Annotated in this window: 19 protein-coding genes; 14 read left to right on the top strand and 5 right to left on the bottom strand. The window is 43.9% G+C overall.

Annotation, left to right across the window (positions count from 1 at the left end; all coding sequences use genetic code 11):
* Window positions 1–5 precede the first annotated feature (5 nt).
* The 5 genes from tsaE (at window position 6) to SOO65_RS13455 (ending at window position 4,282) form a co-directional block, all read left to right on the top strand.
* Window positions 6–464, top strand: coding sequence for a tRNA (adenosine(37)-N6)-threonylcarbamoyltransferase complex ATPase subunit type 1 TsaE (tsaE, locus tag SOO65_RS13475; RefSeq protein ID WP_321390884.1), 459 nt, complete (start codon window positions 6–8; stop codon window positions 462–464).
* A 298-nt stretch (window positions 465–762) separates the two neighbouring features.
* Window positions 763–1,296, top strand: coding sequence for an Rrf2 family transcriptional regulator (locus SOO65_RS13470; protein ID WP_321390881.1), 534 nt, complete (start codon window positions 763–765; stop codon window positions 1,294–1,296).
* Window positions 1,297–1,316: 20 nt separating this feature from the next.
* The gene (locus SOO65_RS13465) at window positions 1,317–2,483 is read left to right on the top strand and encodes a cysteine desulfurase family protein (RefSeq protein WP_321390879.1); all 1,167 of its coding nucleotides are present in this window, start codon (window positions 1,317–1,319) and stop codon (window positions 2,481–2,483) included.
* A 112-nt stretch (window positions 2,484–2,595) separates the two neighbouring features.
* On the top strand, window positions 2,596–3,303 hold the full coding sequence (locus SOO65_RS13460) for a hypothetical protein (protein WP_321390876.1): 708 nt from the start codon (window positions 2,596–2,598) through the stop codon (window positions 3,301–3,303).
* A gap of 208 nt (window positions 3,304–3,511) precedes the next feature.
* Window positions 3,512–4,282 (top strand): toxin-antitoxin system YwqK family antitoxin, encoded by a 771-nt coding sequence (locus tag SOO65_RS13455; RefSeq protein ID WP_321390873.1) that lies wholly within the window; start codon window positions 3,512–3,514, stop codon window positions 4,280–4,282.
* On the opposite strand, the gene SOO65_RS13450 is transcribed toward SOO65_RS13455, so the two are convergent.
* Window positions 4,279–4,908, bottom strand: a complete 630-nt coding sequence (locus SOO65_RS13450) for a hypothetical protein (RefSeq protein WP_321390869.1) — start codon at window positions 4,906–4,908, stop codon at window positions 4,279–4,281. The genes SOO65_RS13455 and SOO65_RS13450 overlap by 4 nt on opposite strands.
* 148 nt (window positions 4,909–5,056) lie before the next feature.
* Here SOO65_RS13450 and fusA point away from each other — a divergent pair, with 148 nt between their 5' ends.
* Window positions 5,057–7,228 (top strand): elongation factor G, encoded by a 2,172-nt coding sequence (fusA, locus tag SOO65_RS13445; RefSeq protein ID WP_321390867.1) that lies wholly within the window; start codon window positions 5,057–5,059, stop codon window positions 7,226–7,228.
* 63 nt (window positions 7,229–7,291) lie between these two features.
* Here fusA and SOO65_RS13440 read toward each other — a convergent pair whose 3' ends face one another.
* Window positions 7,292–7,531 (bottom strand): hypothetical protein, encoded by a 240-nt coding sequence (locus tag SOO65_RS13440; RefSeq protein ID WP_321390865.1) that lies wholly within the window; start codon window positions 7,529–7,531, stop codon window positions 7,292–7,294.
* Window positions 7,532–7,723: 192 nt separating this feature from the next.
* Here SOO65_RS13440 and SOO65_RS13435 point away from each other — a divergent pair, with 192 nt between their 5' ends.
* Entirely contained in the window at window positions 7,724–8,209 is a 486-nt protein-coding gene (locus SOO65_RS13435) for a hypothetical protein (protein WP_321390863.1), read from the top strand.
* Between the two features lie 15 nt (window positions 8,210–8,224).
* Here the strand turns inward: SOO65_RS13435 and SOO65_RS13430 are convergent, their stop codons facing one another.
* Window positions 8,225–8,653, bottom strand: coding sequence for a hypothetical protein (locus tag SOO65_RS13430; RefSeq protein ID WP_321390859.1), 429 nt, complete (start codon window positions 8,651–8,653; stop codon window positions 8,225–8,227).
* Window positions 8,654–8,846: 193 nt separating this feature from the next.
* Here SOO65_RS13430 and SOO65_RS13425 point away from each other — a divergent pair, with 193 nt between their 5' ends.
* From SOO65_RS13425 to SOO65_RS13410, 4 genes are all read left to right on the top strand, one after another.
* Complete coding sequence (locus tag SOO65_RS13425; RefSeq protein ID WP_321390850.1) at window positions 8,847–9,737, top strand: LysR family transcriptional regulator; 891 nt, start codon at window positions 8,847–8,849, stop codon at window positions 9,735–9,737.
* Between the two features lie 48 nt (window positions 9,738–9,785).
* Window positions 9,786–10,973, top strand: a complete 1,188-nt coding sequence (locus SOO65_RS13420) for a tRNA nucleotidyltransferase/poly(A) polymerase family protein (protein ID WP_321390847.1) — start codon at window positions 9,786–9,788, stop codon at window positions 10,971–10,973.
* Entirely contained in the window at window positions 10,949–11,488 is a 540-nt protein-coding gene (locus SOO65_RS13415) for a GNAT family N-acetyltransferase (protein ID WP_321390844.1), read from the top strand. The genes SOO65_RS13420 and SOO65_RS13415 overlap by 25 nt, the downstream gene beginning before the upstream one ends.
* A 73-nt stretch (window positions 11,489–11,561) precedes the next feature.
* Complete coding sequence (locus SOO65_RS13410; RefSeq protein ID WP_321390841.1) at window positions 11,562–12,710, top strand: MltA domain-containing protein; 1,149 nt, start codon at window positions 11,562–11,564, stop codon at window positions 12,708–12,710.
* Between the two features lies 1 nt (window position 12,711).
* Here SOO65_RS13410 and SOO65_RS13405 read toward each other — a convergent pair whose 3' ends face one another.
* Window positions 12,712–13,152 (bottom strand): hypothetical protein, encoded by a 441-nt coding sequence (locus SOO65_RS13405; protein WP_321390838.1) that lies wholly within the window; start codon window positions 13,150–13,152, stop codon window positions 12,712–12,714.
* Window positions 13,149–13,919: a Nif3-like dinuclear metal center hexameric protein gene (locus tag SOO65_RS13400; protein WP_321390835.1), complete on the bottom strand. Its 771-nt coding sequence runs from the start codon at window positions 13,917–13,919 to the stop codon at window positions 13,149–13,151. Before SOO65_RS13400 ends, SOO65_RS13405 begins: the two co-directional genes overlap by 4 nt.
* A gap of 67 nt (window positions 13,920–13,986) precedes the next feature.
* On the opposite strand from SOO65_RS13400, the gene fbaA reads away from it, so the two are divergent.
* The 3 genes from fbaA (at window position 13,987) to uraH (ending at window position 17,402) form a co-directional block, all read left to right on the top strand.
* A complete protein-coding gene (fbaA, locus tag SOO65_RS13395; RefSeq protein ID WP_321390833.1) occupies window positions 13,987–15,051 on the top strand; it encodes a class II fructose-bisphosphate aldolase in 1,065 nt (354 codons plus the stop codon).
* 378 nt (window positions 15,052–15,429) lie between these two features.
* On the top strand, window positions 15,430–17,076 hold the full coding sequence (locus tag SOO65_RS13390; protein ID WP_321390830.1) for a urate hydroxylase PuuD: 1,647 nt from the start codon (window positions 15,430–15,432) through the stop codon (window positions 17,074–17,076).
* An 8-nt stretch (window positions 17,077–17,084) separates the two neighbouring features.
* Window positions 17,085–17,402, top strand: coding sequence for a hydroxyisourate hydrolase (gene uraH, locus SOO65_RS13385; RefSeq protein ID WP_321390828.1), 318 nt, complete (start codon window positions 17,085–17,087; stop codon window positions 17,400–17,402).

The raw sequence follows: 17,402 nt of genomic DNA, 5'->3' as shown, positions 1-17,402 counted from the left end.
GACCCATGAATAAGAAGCTCATCCGCGAATGGAAAAAAGTTTATAAGTCAGATCTGTCTTATATTGTGTATGAATTAAAAGACCTCGCTAAGACCCCGGCCATGATCATCCTGGAAGGGGACTTAGGTGCTGGCAAAACTACGTTCACTCAGTCTTTCATTGGCGAGACTGAAGTGATGAGCCCGACCTATTCAATCCTGTCTGAATGTAAAACTTTTCTTCATGCCGATCTTTATCGGATTGAAAAGAACGAGGAAATTCTTCAATTAGAGATACCTGTTTATCTCGAAGATAAGCAGTACTTCTTTGTTGAGTGGGGGATGAAATTTGCCCGACGTTTGGTGAGAGAATTACCAGAGAGCTTCACCCCATACTTGCTAGAAATCACCATCCAACCAGGTCCATCGGAGTCCCCGGAAGGCCCTTCTAGAAACTTCTTTTTGTACTCACTTCACGATGACTGAGTAACTCAGTCGGAACATTTTGCCCGGAGACAAATTAACACCAGCGCTCCCTTCGGAGTGAGTTAATCTGCCGATATCATGGTCGTTTTTTGCACTCGCAAATGCCCCTACGGAAAATACAGAATTGTTTCAGATTTAAAAGTTGACGTGGGAAAAAAGAAAAGGTCATACTATTTAGGAGATATTTAGTCTGGATTGTTATGAGCGGCATCCAGATGAAGTTTCTCTCGGGTGACAAGGATGGTTTGGGAACCCGATAAAAAATTTACCAACTTTTTTGGATTTATGGAGGAAGACAATGAGACTTACATCTAAAGGACGTTACGCAGTTCGAGCTATGCTTGACCTTACTTTCCACTCAAATGGAAACCCAGTAAGACTTCAAGAAATCTCTACAAGACAATCAATCTCTCTACACTATCTTGAGCAGCTTTTCAGAAAGCTTCGTACAGGTAAAGTAGTTAAATCAGTTCGTGGTCCAGGTGGCGGTTACGTGCTATCTCGTGCTATGGACGAAATCTCAGTTAAGGACGTTCTTGACTGTGTTGGTGAGAACATCAACCCAGCTCGTGACATTCTTGGCGTACCATCTTCTGGTATCGAAATTCTTAAAGACGAATCAGGTAACGAAATCAACGCTGTTGTTGATACTAAAGAGTTCAACCTGACTAAGTCATACTTTGAAAACCTAGGTACAATCATGCAAGATTACCTAGCTACTACAACTCTTGGTGACCTTTCTCGTAAGGGTGCCGGAGCGTTCGGAGAAACAGCTGCGAATACAAACAACGCATCTGCAATTCGCTCAAATGTTGGAGAAATGAACCAGTAATATTGGTTTTTTCCTAACGAGTGAATCTCGAACGTCTATACCTCGATTATAATGCTACATCGCCACTTTCTCATTCAGTCATTGATTGGATGAAAAGTGGCGATGTACTTTTCGCAAATCCTGCCAGCCAGCACAGTTCCGGCAAAGCATCTCGCAAGCTCATCAACGAAGGTCGCACGGCCATTTATCAGGCCTTCGGTAAATCTGAAAAAGACACGAAGTTGTTCTTTCATTCAGGCGCCACAGAAGCGTTTCTGACTTTCACATACTCATTTTCAGAATTGGCCCGTCTTAAGGGTGGAGAGCTTTTGGTGTGCTATTCACGCATCGATCATCCGGCCGTGGCGAATTTGAGTGAGCGTTATTGGGGTCCGCACGTGAAGTTTTTGGAACTCGTGCACAATGATGACCTGACCTACAATCACACGAAGAATTTAGAAATTATTAAAGATAAAAAAGATAACAATCCTGATCTCGTCGTTCTGTATCATCACTTATGGGTACACAATGAAACGGGATTCGTTTCTCCTTTGGAAGAGCTTCTTCCATTCAAGAACATTCCTGATCTTTATATCCACGTCGACTGTGTTCAGGCCCCCGGTAAAATCCCAGAGTGGCAGAATCTCTCAGTAGGTGACGTGTGGAGCTTTTCGGCCCATAAGTTCGGTGCTTTTAAAGGCATTGGTTTCTCATTCTTCAAGAAGGATCTTCCATTCAGCGCTCTTGTCCTCGGTGGTGGCCAGCAGCAGGGACTTCGCTCTGGCACTGAGAACCCGCAAGGCGTGAAAAGCATCGCTCTCGCTTTAAACGATTTAAAAGCGTTTGATGTGAAGGCCAATACCAAAAAGCGTGAAGAGCTGGAAAACTTCATAGAAGGCGAATTAAGAGGAATTGGCGGGGTCTTAAAGGGGCCACGTCGTAACGCAAACACCATCTACTTTTACTTGAATCGACTCACCTCGGATATTGCGCTGGCCCTATTCGATCTAAATGGCCTTATGATTAGCGCCGGCTCTGCCTGTAGTTCGGGTGCGGCCAAGGACAGCTTGGTGCTACTTCAATTAGGTAAGAAAGAGGTGGCCAAGAACGGCCTTCGTCTTTCATTCGGTTTTCATCTTTCTGATGAAGAGCTTTCAAAAATCAAAACCCTCTTTCACCAAACGATTGAGAGAGTTAAAAAGAACTAAGTCGGTCATCAAGGGCCTTTCAGTCCAACGTTCTCAAGTTCCACTTCATTTACGGTTGCTTATGGTCAGGTGAATGATCACGTGAAGAAGTTAACTCTTTTATGGAGGACTTATGAAAAAGATTCTCACAAAAAAGATGGCCCCACTCCTTCTTGTTTCGGTCATGGGCGTGGCGCTGGTTGGTTGTGGAAGTGATGACGATGATTCAAGCAGCACTCCTCAGCAACAACAGGATGAACAAGTCCAGGGAACATATCAGGGAACTTTTTCACCAGTTAACAGTGTTGCTTCTGACATTGGTGGTACGGCCGATATCAATGTTAATGGTGACGATGTACAAATCAATATGGCCATTACTGGCGCTCCTGAAGGTCAGCATATTCAATACATCGCAACTGGTACTGCCTGTCCTACCTCGGCGGCCGATACCAATAGAGATGGATTTGTGGATGCGGCCGAGGCCCAAGCAGTGGCGGGCCAAATACTGGTTCCTCTAGATGGTGACATTGATTCGCAAGCAGAGGGAAGAAATGAATATCCCTCAGGAGCTAATTATAACTACGATGAAGATTCTTCACTTGCAGAAATGGTGACTGATCTGACTGCGACTGATGCAGATCCAAATGATTCTGTGGTGAAACTTCCGGCCGGTACAACACTTCAGTTTGGGGGCCAGGTGATTATGATTCACGGAATTCCGGCCGACACGGTTCTTCCAAGGACAGTGGCCGGAGTTGATGATTTAACTCCTGCTCAAAGTTTACCGATTGCCTGTGCAGTGATTGAAAGAACGACTGGTGGCACGACCGGCGGTATGTAATATAGGATTTCTTTTCATGCAAAAGGGAAGGGGTCTTCAGACCCCTTTTCTATTCAGGTGAGAATTTTTCTTTTCAAATTCACTTCTTTCGCCAACTTCTTAAAGAATTTCTTAATTAGGGTTCTTCAAAACCCCTGGAATTACGGCTAGTTACAAAGACTTGAAATTTTTTGTTTCATTGAAAAAAGCCGCTTTATAATTTTGATCCATGGGAATGCTAGATCGTATTAAACGCCGTCAACTGGATGGATTCAAGGAATTCGTCATCAACATGGAAACCACTGGATCCACAACTCGTGGGCAGATTTTTACTGCCGGAGTTTTAGAGGATCCGATCTTTATGAGTTACGTGATGAAAAACATCCGCACCTTCAAAGATTTTATGGAGCTTCCGAGTGATGACATTGACTCTGTTCTGACAGCGCAGGAACAAACACTAACTATTTTTGCTAAATGCCTCTGGGGTTCAGAAGAATCCAAGATCATGGAAATGGAATCAATCATTCCACGCCTCATGTCTCGATTGAAAGATGAACTCTCTTACATCAAAGAACTGACTCCTCAGGAAGTCGATGCGGCCAAGTATTACATCTTGAAGGCCACGCGAAAGCTACAAATGGAAGAGAAAATCAACGGCTTCAACTGGAAGTTTCCTCCGCAGGATGTGTTCTATCCAAAACAATGGAAAGACGGTCCGGGAAAAATCATGTTCGAAAATGGTGTACTCGCGGCCGAAGGTGTTTACTCAAAAAACAAACGCATTGGTTCTTGGAGACACAACTACGACACTGGATCAATTCTTGCTGAAGGTGATTATCTCGACGGATTCAAGGCCGGAGTTTGGGTCTTCTACTACAGCAATGGTCAGATCAAGGCGCAAGGAAAGTACAAAGACGATTTAAAGAACGGTCTTTGGAAAGAGTTCGATCGCAATGGACATTTGACTGAGATTCAATACAAGGAAGGCGTGAAGGTCTAATCTTCGAACTGCACGTCTTCTGAAATCATCACACCATCAACCATTCTTTCTGATTTCTCCTCGATGAAATCGAACTGAAGCGTATCAAGACCTTCGAATTCTTCATCGAAAGCAATCATGATTGTACGAGGGGAAATATCCATCAGAGTACTGAGGTAGTAATTTTTTCCGAAAAGCTGAACTGCTTGATCGTCTTCATTCACGTGACGGAAATCAGATTCATCAATCAGTGGATTGTGAGAAGTATTTTTAACAATGATCGCGCCCTGGATTTTCTCTTTCGGTAGATCCTTAGTGACTCCCCAAGTTGCCAGTGGAAAATAATCCAAGTGGAAAGTTGAATTGCCGTAGGCCAGACGACGAGGCACAAGTAGGCGATTCATGAACTTACGAGTGGTCTCATCTTTCGCTTTGCGTGCTAATTTTTCGGCCAGCATGGAATCTTCGATACGTATGATATAATGGCCCGGGTGTTTGGTTGAGCGGAACAGTATGTACTGAAAAGCAACGCTGAAAAGGGTGAAAAGTTTTTGCTGATTCAAGTGGATATGTTGAGACGGAGTCTCAACAAGGGATTTAACAGCTTCGTATAGGGTTGATTTATCTAAGTCTTTCTTACCAGTCATACCCAAAATTTCGTCGAAAAAAGAGATTTTGGCAATAAGCAAAAAGCGATTCAAGTGGGCGAAAACAATTGACGATAAGCTGGGCCTTCATTATGATGCAGGCTAAAATTTTTTTATATAGGACCCTCTAACTACATTTGGAGTACAGATGAGTATCGACAAGAACCTGTCTAAAACTAGAAACATTGGGATTTCTGCCCACATTGACTCTGGTAAGACAACACTATCAGAACGCATCCTTTTCTACTGTTCTAAGATCCACAAGATCGAAGACGTTAAAGGCGGCGGCGCCGGCGCAACCATGGACCACATGGAGCTTGAGCGTGAAAAAGGTATTACAATTACATCAGCAGCTACAACTGTTGAATGGATGGGTATTGATAAGAAAGGTATCAAGTATGCTGAAGGCGATGAGAAAAACATCAAGATCAACTTGATCGATACTCCGGGCCACGTGGACTTTACTGTAGAAGTAGAGCGTTCACTTCGCGTTCTTGACGGCGCGATCCTGGTTCTTTGTTCAGTAGCAGGCGTACAATCTCAGTCTATCACTGTAGACCGTCAGATGAAGCGTTACCGCGTTCCTCGTATGGCCTTCCTTAACAAGATGGACCGTATGGGTGCTAACCCTTACAACGGTGTGAAAGCTCTTAAAGAGAAGCTTGGTCACAACGCTGTTCTTATGCAAATTCCTATCGGCGCAGAAGAGAACTTCAAAGGTTCTGTAGACCTTATCACTATGAAGGCCTACTACTTCGACGGCGACAACGGTGAAATCGTTCGTGAAGAAGCAATCCCTTCTGAACTAGTTGAGCAAGCTCAAAAAGCTCGTGAAGAAATGCTAGATGTTGTTTCAGCTTTCGATGACAACATGATGGAAGCCATCCTTGATGGTAAAGACATCTCTGAAGAGCAAATCCACGCTGCTGTGAAAAAAGGTGTTCAGACACTTGCTTTCACTCCGGTATTCATGGGTTCAGCTTTCAAAAACAAAGGTGTTCAACTTCTTCTTAACGCTGTTGCTCGTTACTTACCATCTCCGGTAACTGCTGAGCACTCAAAAGCTATCGACTCTAAGACTGGTGAGAAGGTTGAACTTCTTCCTGAGTACGATAAAGGTCTAGTATGTATGGCGTTCAAGATCACTGACGAACAATTCGGTCAGTTGACTTATACTCGTATTTACCAAGGTACTCTTAACAAGGGTGACACTCTAATCAATACTCGTACGAAGAAACGCGTACGTGTTGGTCGTATCGTTCGTATGAACTCTAACGATCGTGAAAACATCGATTCTGCATCAGCTGGTGATATCATCGCGATGATCGGTGTTGACTGTGCTTCGGGTGATACTTTCGTAAATGAGGACGGAAACCTAGAGCATCTTTCTTGTGAAGGTATGCACGTACCTATTCCTGTTATCGAGCTTTCAATCAAAGCTAAAGATAAGGAAATGCAAGCTCGTATGTCTAAAGGTCTTGCTCGTTTCATTAAAGAAGATCCAACGTTCCACCTTTTCACAGATGAAGAATCTGGTGAAACACGTATCGCTGGTATGGGTGAGCTTCACCTTGAAATCTACGTTGAGCGTCTTAAGCGTGAGTATAAAGCTGAAGTTGAAATCGGTGCTCCACAGGTTAACTACCGTGAAACAATCCGTGGCGAAGCTAAGCTTGAGTACACACACAAGAAGCAAACGGGTGGTTCGGGTCAATTCGCAAAAGTTGCTGGTAAGATCAAGCCTCTTACTGACGACCGTAAAGAGCGTGAAGACCAAGTTTACCGCTTCAACAACGAAATTAAGGGTGGTGTAATTCCTAACGAATTCATCCCTTCTTGTGACCGTGGTTTCGGCGACGTTATGAACAAAGGTCCTCTTGCTGCATTCCCGGTTATCGGCGTAGATGCATTCCTACAAGACGGTCAGTACCATGACGTGGATTCATCTGATATGGCATTCCGTATCGCTGCTCGTATGGCGATGAGAGATGCAATTAAGAACGCTAACCCAATCATTCTTGAGCCAATCATGAAGGTTGAAGTTGAAACTCCACAAGACTACCAAGGTTTCGTAATCGGTGACTTATCTTCTCGCCGTGGTGTAATCCTTGGATCTGAAACTACTGATACAGGTGACGCTGTTATTAACGCTCACGTTCCTCTTTCAGAAATGTTCGGATACGCGACAGTTCTTCGTTCAGGTACAGCTGGTAAAGCTGGTTACTCGATGGAATTCGCGAAGTATGAGCAATGTCCTTCACACGTTCAGGATAAAGTTATCGCTGCTCGTAAAGACAAGCTTAACGAGCGTGCTGAATAAGCCATCGTTTAAAGATTTAAACAAATTAGGGCCGGCGAAAGCTGGCCCTTTTTATTTTCAGGCTCACTTCAGCGGCAGTACTTTCTCCAGCGGCGGTACTTTCTCCAGCGGCGGTACTTTCTCCAGCGGCGGTACTTTCTCCAGCGGCGGTACTTTCTCCAGCGGCGGTACTTTCTCCAGCGGCGGTACTTTCTCCAGCGGCGGTACTTTCTCCAGCGGCGGTACTTTCTCCAGCGGCGGTACTTTCTCCAGCGGCAGTACTTTCTCCAGCGACAGTACTTTCTCCAGCGACGACGAGCCCAAGGAAGGGCGAGACGGTCTGCAGCGCAGCCCGAAGGGTCTCGAAGCGTGAAGCGGAGAGAACAAAGTGATTAGTGCCAACCTGATCCATCCAAAGCGCACCTTGCGGTGTGTAATCTCTCCGAAATTACGATTGATCCATTCGGTCAGAAATTTGCATAGAGACCTCCCATCGAGACATTTGGGAGGGACACTATGAAACTATTTATTTTTATGTTCACGCTGCTGGCGCTGATTTCCTGTGGGAAGAGCAATTCTTCGGGCAAATCGGATAAATCAGTGGCGGGAGTATCGGCATATACAACTCTAGAGGAAGAAGAGTTCCGTCTTGACTTCGTAAGAACGTCCCAGGAGCTTTTAAACGCCTATGATAATGATTTGAAGAGTATGTTCGGTCCAAGATTCGTGGGCTTCATTCGTAATCGCCTGACGCTTGATAACGTTCAGGTGACGGAGCAGATCCTGATGAATGAGCGCAACCAGGTGGTTCGCAGTTATCATCAAAATAATCAGATTTTTCTTTATGTGGGTCACCAGGAACAACAACTGGATTGGATGCGTGCCCGACGGGGGGCCAGACTTAACTACAACCGCTTAGTGCTGCATGAAATGTTGGTTCTGGGTGGGGTGGATGATCAGAATTTCCGTTACACAGATCAGATTATGAGGGGCCGGAGATAACTCCGGCCCAATTCATTATTGGCAAATAACTTTATTAATTCCCGTTCTAAGAGTTACCTCTTCAAAACGTGGATTAATAATGGTTCCAACATTTCTAACACTTTTAGAGATGTTAGAAACTTGACCAGAGATTTTTGTTACGATTGTGAAATCTTCGTTAGTTGTGATGTCCAATAAGAACTCTGTACTTCCGTCTTCTGCAACGAGCTTAATCACTGGTTGTTCACCTTCAATAATGAACACTAGTCCATGCTCAGAGATAAATTTCCAATGTAAACCAGAAGCTCTGAATTCGTAGCCGGAATTCTGATCACATTTAAGATCGTTAGTTTCTAGTGACTGCCTAATAGCACGAATCACTAAGTCTCCTTGCTTTTCAGGAAGGTGGTTTGCGAAAGCAAATTGGCAAACAAGAATAAGTGAAAGAGCGAATATCAGCTTCATTAATTTCCTCCGATTAGTTTAAGAGGGGGAAATACTACATCCTGAAATGACCGTAAAACCCTAAGGTTCAAAGGTGTTTCTGTCCTAAAAGGGAACGGGTGTTAAAAATAATTAACCCCAGCAATAGTTTCCTATTTACAATACGTTGCAAAACATATTAGTTATACTTATATTATATATAAGGTATAAAAATATGATTGAAACATCAATGTTGCAGGTGCTGATTGCCCTGTCTCAAAACGAAAATATCTCAAAGGCCGCTGAGGAACTGAATGTGACTCAAAGTGCGGTTTCCCAGGCCCTGAAGAACCTTGAAAGTAAAGTCGGCTTCTCGGTTGTTACTCGTCAGGGAAAATCAGTGAATCTCACTGAGAGTGGGATGAGACTTGCGAAGGTAGCAAAACAATACTTCAAACGTATTGAAGAAACAATCGAACAAATTCACCTGGATAATCACGATATCAAGGGAAGACTACACGTAGGTTCTCTTTATGGTCTTGGTAAGACCTGGCTTTCAAGTCGTATGCTGGGATTTCTCTCTCAATATCCGGAATTGGAAGTTCGTCTATCGATGGATTTTCCAGAGACAATTATTAAAAAATTCGAGCAGCATGAGATTGATTGTTTGATCATGCCAGAACATCTGGTTCCAGCGTTTGCTGAGAAACTTGATCTTCATACTGAACACACAACCCTCGTGTTCTCAGAAAAATTCAACATCACGAATAAGACTGAACTCAAAGACATTCTGAATATCCCGATTATTTTCTATGAGAACAATGACCCGAACTTCTATCGCTGGTGTCGTGAGAAGTTTGGTGTGATGCCAAGAAATGTGAAGCCTCGACTGGTGGTGAACTCATTCGGACAAATGCTTCAGGCCGTGAATGGCGGACTAGGTGTGGCGGTGGTTCCGACTCACGTTCTTCAGCGCTCAAACATGAAATCGAATCTTAAAACAGTGGGTAAAGAGTTCGAAATTTTCAGTAACAAAGTTTCATTCGCGTTCCACGCTGACGAAGCGCAAAGCTACAAGATTAAAGAGCTTTACAAGTATCTTCACGAAGCAGCAAAAGACTTATAATTGACTCCCGCGAGATCCACTTCCATAATAGGTGGAAGAGGATCTCTCGTGAATTTCGATAAGAAAAAATTAGAATCAGAACTCCCTTCTTTTTTTCCGGCACTATTGGACGAACTCTATTTGCATGGCCATGTTCCAACCTTAGTGGGTGGTGCGGTCAGGGACTTTTTTCTATTTGGTAGTCCAGGTAAAGATTGGGACGTTGAACTCAGTCACGAAACCATCGCTTTTAACAAGGACCAATGGAAGCAACTAGGGAAGGACCTTGGCCGATTTGGGAAAGTGACTTTCCTGCCTTATGAGATCATTCGACTTGAGGCAGAGGGCTTTCAGTTGGAGTTTTCTCCTCCCCGTAAAGAGCACTTCGAAGAAGATAAAAATCATCACAGTAATTTTACCGCTGAGTTCTTATTTAAGCTCCCATTCGAAGAAGCAGTTCTAAGACGTGATTTCACCATTAATGCTATGGGGTTTCGTTTTAAATCAAAGAAAGAGATTGAGCACCTCGATCCTCTAGAGGGCCTCCGCCATCTAAGAGAGAAAGTTCTTCATTTCGCGGGCCCGGATTTCGGGAAAGATCCTGTGCGCTTTCTACGCGCACATCGATTTGCTGAAAAATATCATTTTCAATTCTCACCCGAACTTAAAAATGTTTTGGACCATATGAAAGTAGAGGGCTTCACCCCGAACTACCTTTGGACTGAGATGCAGAAATCCCAGAACCCGATGGGTTTTCTCGTGAGAATGTTGAGAGAAAAAGAGCATCATCCCAATATGAGACTTCCCTTGGACGCCTCTGTTTTACCTAAGCTCCCTGACGTTAAAAAAGTTCTCTCAGATCCTAAACGTCATGAGGCCTGGATTATTGCCTTAGAATGGACAGAAATCCCATTTGAGAGCTGGAGAGAGTATTTTTCCGTGGGAAGCGATACCGCCAGACGTCTCGCGCGTTGGGCCCAAAGTTCTAAGACCTTCCAGAAAGTCCTTCCGGAAACTTTTCATGGAGAGTTTGAAGAAGTTCGCGATACCGCGAATTTTGAATTGCTCTTTGATTGGTACTTCACCACGAAACAACTTCTGCAAAAGAACCCTGATCTACCGCTAATGAAGATGATTGAAGACTATCTTCCGGATTGGATTCATCTCTATCGCTTTGAAGCGGTCAAAGACGTTAAACACATCGATCCACCTTTCCGAGCGAAGTATCAGGTATGGAACCTATGCCAGCGTCTGTAGTTCCTTTTAAGCGCGTTCAGGATCGTCCGGAAGTCCTCACTCAAGTGAGAGAGATTTTCTTTGAAAGCTCGACTCGTAAAGAGTTTAAAGACGAGAGTGAGCGAGAGGCCTTCTTTCAAAAGTACGTCGGATTTTATTTAGATCATTATCCAGAGCTAGCTTGGATCGGATTTTCGGGGGAGAAGGTTCTGGGTTATTTGGTTGCCGCACCTCGAAGTTCAGACCCAGAGCTAGATAAAATCCAGCCTCATTTGAAAGCGTTCGAAGCATTTTTTAAAGATTACCCGGCCCATCTTCATATCAATTGCCACCATGAGTCCCGCGGGATGGGCCTTGGAAGTCAGCTAGTTAGAGTTCTGGTTGCGGAGCTTAAAATCATGAGAATTCCAGGACTTCACATCATGACTGGCCCAGATTCGCAGAATCGAAGCTTTTATAAAAAGCTTGGTTTTGACTTTGAGTCAGAAGTACCGTTCCGTGGGACGCCGATTCTTTTCATGGGTCGCCGTTTGTAAGAGAATAAGTTTTGACAGAGTTAGTCAGGAAATCCTAACCTAACCTTTATAACATCAATTTTGGTAGGTTCTAGTGAAGTTAATTTTAGCACTTGTGGCCCTCTATTCAGGCCTCATCTTCGCCCAAGAAGTAACACCGACTGTTCGTTTACAGCAGTCTGTTTCATTTTCAGATGATCTTCAATTTCAAAATTTAGATCTTGCGATCGAGCGTCAGCTTGCTTCATTTGACCGAATTGGCCTTAAAGGTCAGATCAAATTCGGCTCAAAGCTTTACCCAAAAACAGTTCTAAGAGATTCATTGATTCTTCTTCGCGATCTCGCCAAGAAGGCCCTTCAGTGTCAAAGAACAAATCCAGCGACTGCTTGTTTGGATCAGTTCAATGCCGCCATGAACTCGCAATTTGCGATCTACGTTCCAGTGGTAAATAAGAAGACAAAGAACGGAACTGTTAAGGCCCGTACTCAAACGAAATTCACTTCTTACTATTCACCTGATCTTCACGGATCTCGTGTTCCAACTGAAAGATTTAAGCGCGCCATTTACCGTAAGCCAGATGCTCCTCATGATAACTACACTCGTGTAGCAATCGATTATAAAGGTGCTCTTGCCGGCCGTGGTTATGAGATCTTCTGGGTAGAAGAGTCTTTCTATGATTTATATCTTCTTCACGTTCAAGGCGGCGGACGTATTAACGTTTTCGATGCCAACGGAAACAAAGAAGTTAAATACCTAAGCTATGACGGAAAAAACTCTCAGCCATTCAAAATGGTTTACCACTACATGATGGCACAAGGTTACTTGAAGCCAGGGGACGCTGGTATTCCTGGACAACGTCGTTTCCTTGAAGAGCATCCAGAGAAAGAAGAAGAAGTTTTCGGATCGTGTCCTTCTTACGTTTATTTTAAAGAATCAGATCAGGAGCCAGTTGGACTTAATAATATTCCTCTGACTGAAAACCGCTCTTTGGCGATTGATAGCCGCATTTATAAAACAATGGGGATGATCAATTTCGTGAAGGTAGTGAAGGCCTCTCACGTGGATGAAAATGGTCAGGTGGTAAAAGTTCCATTCTCTCGTTTCTTCATCTCTCAAGATACTGGCGGTGCCATTCGTGGTAACGCTCGTTGTGATCTATACTTCGGTTACGGCCCACTCGCTGAACTTACTGCTTACAATCTGAATGACTTCGGTGAGCAGTACTTCCTGATCAAAAAATAATCTATCTTAAATCTTTGTTGCGAACAGCATCTTCTTCTTTACGGAGACGATACTGTTCGCGCAAGTTGTGGTGAAGGCGATTGAGTTCACCAATCTGCGCTTCATGATGACGAAGTAAATTCTGAAATTCTTCCAGGTCAGCACCTTCAAAGTCTTTTAGCTTTTTGAATTCTTCTACTTCAATTCGCATTTGTTCCTGCATGCGTTGCCTGCGGAAATTGAGATCACTTGCGAGCTTTTCTTCACTGGCAAAATGATGGGGATCTGCAGGTGCATATTCGGCCGGGAGACCTTGAGCGAAGTCACTCTCATAGGGAGGATTAACTGCTTTCCCGACAATCCGATCCATCAGACTTCTGGCGCCTTTTCCATTCTCATTACCTTCGTAGATGAGGTAACCCAAAACCAGGAAGAAGAGAATAAGAGGCAGGTCTTTTCTCACGCCGGATTTTCCGAATCAAAGAAAGTCACTTCTAAATCTGGTAGGTCTTTTTTCACACGATTCATGAGAGCGATGGTTCCAAATCTCTCAGTCGCGTGATGGCCTCCAGCATAGTAGTGAATGCCGGCTTCGATCGAATCATGCCAATTGTATTCAGAGATTTCTCCCGTGAGATAGGCATCTAATCCGTCCTCCAGAGACTTGATCCATTCATTGTTAGCACCTCCGGTGATGATACCGATGGTCTTAACTTGTTTGGTCTCATCCGGAGAGGCGAGGATCACCTGATGATTTAAAATGGTAGCGAGTTTAGTTTTAAGTTCTGAGGCCGAAAGAGGAGTAGTGAACTCGCCCTTAATTCCCAGCGGCTGACGTTTATGAAGAGCGAAAGGTGCCTGACTTACGAGTTTAAGTTCATTGGCAACTGCGGCCGCATTCCCCACTTCTGGATGAGCATCCAAAGGAAGATGATAACCAAAAAGGTTCAGATCATTTTTGACACAAAGTTTAACTCGCTCACCCCAGCCACCAGTGATGGTGCGGGCCCCTTGATGTTTCCAAAATATTCCATGATGCACCACAAGTCCGTCAGCACCCCAGGCAATGGCCTTCTGGATGGAGTCTTGAGTGGCAGACACCGCAAAAGCGAGACGTTTCAGAGTGGTTTTACCCTCTACCTGAAGACCATTGGGAGCATAGTCCTCAAAGAGTCCAGGAGTCAGGAGTTGATTAAAGTAGTTAACCAGGTTTAATTGCGTCTGTGCCATAAGCGATTCCTTTTCAATACATCCTGATTTTAATACAATTTTTCAGTCTTAAACAAAGGATTCGATCATGAAATTTAAACCAGGAATTGTTTATGGAAAGGCCCTGCAGGATCTTTACCAATACGCCAAAGAAAACAAATTCGCGCTCCCTGCTGTTAACGTTGTTGGTACGAACTCTGTAAATGCTGTGCTTGAGACTGCCAAAGCAGTTAACTCGCCAGTGATCATCCAATTCTCAAACGGTGGTGGCCAGTTCTACGCCGGTAAAAGTTTAAAACTTGATAACGACAGAGCGGCTGCTCTTGGTGCCATCTCTGGGGCTCATCATATTCACATGATGGCAGAAGCTTACGGCGTGCCTGTGATCGTTCACACCGACCATGCTGCGAAGAAACTTCTTCCATGGATCGACGGCATGCTTGATGCTGGTGAAGCTTATTACAAGACCCACAAAAAACCTCTTTTCTCATCTCACATGTTGGATCTTTCTGAAGAGTTACTTGAAGAGAACGTAGAAATTTCTGCTAAATATTTTAAGCGCATGAATGCCATTGAAACCGGTATTGAAATCGAGCTTGGTGTGACAGGTGGAGAGGAAGATGGCGTTGATAACTCTGGTATCGACAGCTCAAAACTTTACACTCAACCAGAAGATGTGGCGTATGCTTATTCTCATCTTCGTGAAATTGGCACAAACTTCTCTGTTGCCGCTTCATTCGGTAACGTTCACGGAGTTTATAAGCCAGGTAACGTAAAACTTTCTCCTATTATCCTTCATAACTCTCAAGAGTATGTTCAGAAGAAATACGGCACGGCCGTTAAACCGGTGAATTTCGTATTCCACGGTGGTTCAGGTTCACTTCAATCTGAAATTCGTGAAGCGATTGATTACGGTGTGATCAAGATGAACATCGATACAGATATGCAGTGGGCGATGTGGGAAGGCATTAAGAACTTCTATAAAGAGAAGGAAGCTTATCTTCAAGGACAACTAGGGAACCCAGAAGGACCTGAAGCTCCTAACAAGAAGTACTACGATCCACGTGTGTGGCTTCGTAAGGGTGAAGAGAACTTCGTTAAGCGCTTAAAAGTTGCTTTCGAAGATCTTAACAACGTAAATCGTAACGGTTAAGACACCTCAACCTGGCACCTTTTGGACATTGCTTTCGATTTGAAAGAATTCTAGAATGAAAAAATAAATAGGTGGGGATGTGGTAGTGCACATCCCCTAAACTGATTAGTTAAATCTCAATACTACAATTAATTGCAGTATGAGAAATATCAAAATCAGGACCCTGATTATTTCCTCCATGAAACTCCTTTTGCAAGGCGCCCTTAATTGGGCGTCATGGAGTAACCCCGTCCTTCTACATTTCTCCAAAATCTTTCGCTCTAAAATTCTATTCAACCTCAGTACAAACTTTAGATTTGAAACGAGGCTTCAAGTTTTTTGCTTTCTATTTCCAAATTTGATTAAATATCACTCTTATTTGATCAAGCTGAGGAAACCATGAATCAAGATTTGTTCGATTGGATTTTGTTACTCGCTCGCTGGCTTCATATCACTGTTGCGGTCACCTGGATTGGAACTTCTATTTTCTTCATGTGGCTTGATCGAAGTTTTGAGAGAAATCCTGATTCAAAAAATCCCGGACATGTTGGCGAAGTCTGGATGGTTCATGGTGGTGGTTTCTATCACGTTGAAAAACTCCTGATGGGTCCAACTAAAGTTCCTGAACGCCTTCACTGGTTTAAGTGGGAATCTTACTGGACATGGATGAGTGGGATGTTTTTGATCGCGCTTATTTTCTATACCGGAGATGGAACTTTCCTGTTAGATGAAATGGTTTCAAAGATCACTTACTGGCAAGGAGTGGGGATCAGCTTATTCACGATTTTTGGTTCGTGGTTCTTTTACGATAGCGTTTGGGAAAATCAATTCATTCGCTCAAAACCCATCGTAGGTCATATCTTAACCATGGTTTGGTTAGTGGGAATGTCTTATTTCCTTTGCCACACTCTAAGTGGTCGAGCGGCCTACATTCACATTGGTGGGATGATGGGAACCTGGATGACCGCCAACGTCTTCATGCGCATTATCCCTCGACAGGTGTTGATGGTTGAGGCCTCAAAGAAAGGTGAGCCTGTGAATCAGGACTGGGGGAAAAACGCCAAAAACCGTTCGACTCATAATACTTATCTGACTTTACCTGTGATTTTTGTCATGCTCTCAAATCACTTTCCGAATACCTATGGACATGAATACAACTGGCTAATCCTTCTTATCATCAGTGCGGGCGGCGCCTGTATTCGTGAATACTTTGTGGTGAGACTTCAGAAACCAAAACGTTCCATGACGGCCGCAGTGGTGGGGATTGCACTCATCGCGGGTGTGATTGTGTTCTCTCAACCGGAAAGAACTCCCATGACGGTGGTTGATACTCATGTGAATGAGCCTGAAGAATCTATGGCGGTGCCGGTAGAAGTTAAAGTGGAGGAAGTTAAACCTTCAGTCGCTTCAAGTTTAAAGACCTTCGATGTGAAAGGTGTGGTGACGTTTGATGGAACTCCTCCGCATGGGAAGAAGTTAAATCTTCCGGCCGGTTGTCAGCAACCAGGCGAGGGTGTGGCCTACTCCAATGAAGTGATCGTGAATAATGGTAAAGTGGAAAATGTTCTTGTCCGTGTGATTAAGGGACAGGAAGGAAAAGATCCAGGACCAGTTCCGACTTCAGCAGTTGAACTTGATCAAAGAGGATGCATCTATCATCCCCGCGTGGCGGCCGCTCGTGTGGGTCAGAAAGTGACTTTCATCAATTCAGACCCGATCTTTCATAACGTTCGTTCCGTCACTAAAGAGAATCAGAAATTTAATATGGCCATGCCGAAAAAGAATCAGCGTGAGACCAAAGTCTTCAACAAGCCAGAAATATTCTTACAGGCAAAATGCTCGGTTCACCCTTGGATGGGAGCTTATGTGGCGATCATGGATCACTCGTTCTATGACGTGACTGACGCCAAAGGTGAATTTACGCTGCCTAAACTTCCCGTAGGACACTATACTATTGAGGCCTGGCATGAAGTGTTCGGGACAACAACTCAGGAAATTGATGTGACTGACAAGGGCGTACCTGCGTTGGCACTAAGGTTTAAATAAGAGGAATTATGATTAGCACTCACATTTTAGATACGACAAAAGGTGTAGCGGCAAAAGGCGTGGCCGTGACTTTGGAAAAGCAAGAAGGTGCTTCTTGGACGAAAATTGGTTCGGATAAAACCAATGCGGACGGAAGAATTGTTTTTGATTGTCCGAAAGTTGCAGGAGTCTATCGCCTGACATTCATGGTGGAAGATTATTTTAAAGGTGAAGAACACTTCTTCATGAATACTCCCATCATCTTCAATATCAAGAATACTGAAAGAAAATATCACGTACCGATGCTTCTAAACCCGTACGGCTATTCGACTTACCGAGGAACATGA

Origin of the sequence: Peredibacter starrii (assembly GCF_034259205.1) — a bacterium.
GTDB classification, from domain to species: domain Bacteria; phylum Bdellovibrionota; class Bacteriovoracia; order Bacteriovoracales; family Bacteriovoracaceae; genus Peredibacter; species Peredibacter starrii.
The sequence above is the reverse complement of the archived record's forward strand: the minus strand, read 5'-3'. Positions and strand labels throughout refer to the sequence as shown.

Bases quoted from the DNA above. Each gene is read 5' to 3' on its own strand.
- tsaE (WP_321390884.1), top strand. From the start codon at position 6: ATGAATAAGAAGCTCATCCGCGAATGGAAAAAAGTTTATAAGTCAGAT.
- SOO65_RS13450 (WP_321390869.1), bottom strand. From the start codon at position 4,908: ATGACTGGTAAGAAAGACTTAGATAAATCAACCCTATACGAAGCTGTT.
- fusA (WP_321390867.1), top strand. From the start codon at position 5,057: ATGAGTATCGACAAGAACCTGTCTAAAACTAGAAACATTGGGATTTCT.
- fbaA (WP_321390833.1), top strand. From the start codon at position 13,987: ATGAAATTTAAACCAGGAATTGTTTATGGAAAGGCCCTGCAGGATCTT.
- SOO65_RS13460 (WP_321390876.1), top strand. From the start codon at position 2,596: ATGAAAAAGATTCTCACAAAAAAGATGGCCCCACTCCTTCTTGTTTCG.
- SOO65_RS13455 (WP_321390873.1), top strand. From the start codon at position 3,512: ATGGGAATGCTAGATCGTATTAAACGCCGTCAACTGGATGGATTCAAG.
- SOO65_RS13400 (WP_321390835.1), bottom strand. From the start codon at position 13,919: ATGGCACAGACGCAATTAAACCTGGTTAACTACTTTAATCAACTCCTG.
- uraH (WP_321390828.1), top strand. From the start codon at position 17,085: ATGATTAGCACTCACATTTTAGATACGACAAAAGGTGTAGCGGCAAAA.
- SOO65_RS13415 (WP_321390844.1), top strand. From the start codon at position 10,949: ATGGAACCTATGCCAGCGTCTGTAGTTCCTTTTAAGCGCGTTCAGGAT.
- SOO65_RS13390 (WP_321390830.1), top strand. From the start codon at position 15,430: ATGAATCAAGATTTGTTCGATTGGATTTTGTTACTCGCTCGCTGGCTT.
- SOO65_RS13435 (WP_321390863.1), top strand. From the start codon at position 7,724: ATGAAACTATTTATTTTTATGTTCACGCTGCTGGCGCTGATTTCCTGT.
- SOO65_RS13470 (WP_321390881.1), top strand. From the start codon at position 763: ATGAGACTTACATCTAAAGGACGTTACGCAGTTCGAGCTATGCTTGAC.
- SOO65_RS13425 (WP_321390850.1), top strand. From the start codon at position 8,847: ATGATTGAAACATCAATGTTGCAGGTGCTGATTGCCCTGTCTCAAAAC.
- SOO65_RS13430 (WP_321390859.1), bottom strand. From the start codon at position 8,653: ATGAAGCTGATATTCGCTCTTTCACTTATTCTTGTTTGCCAATTTGCT.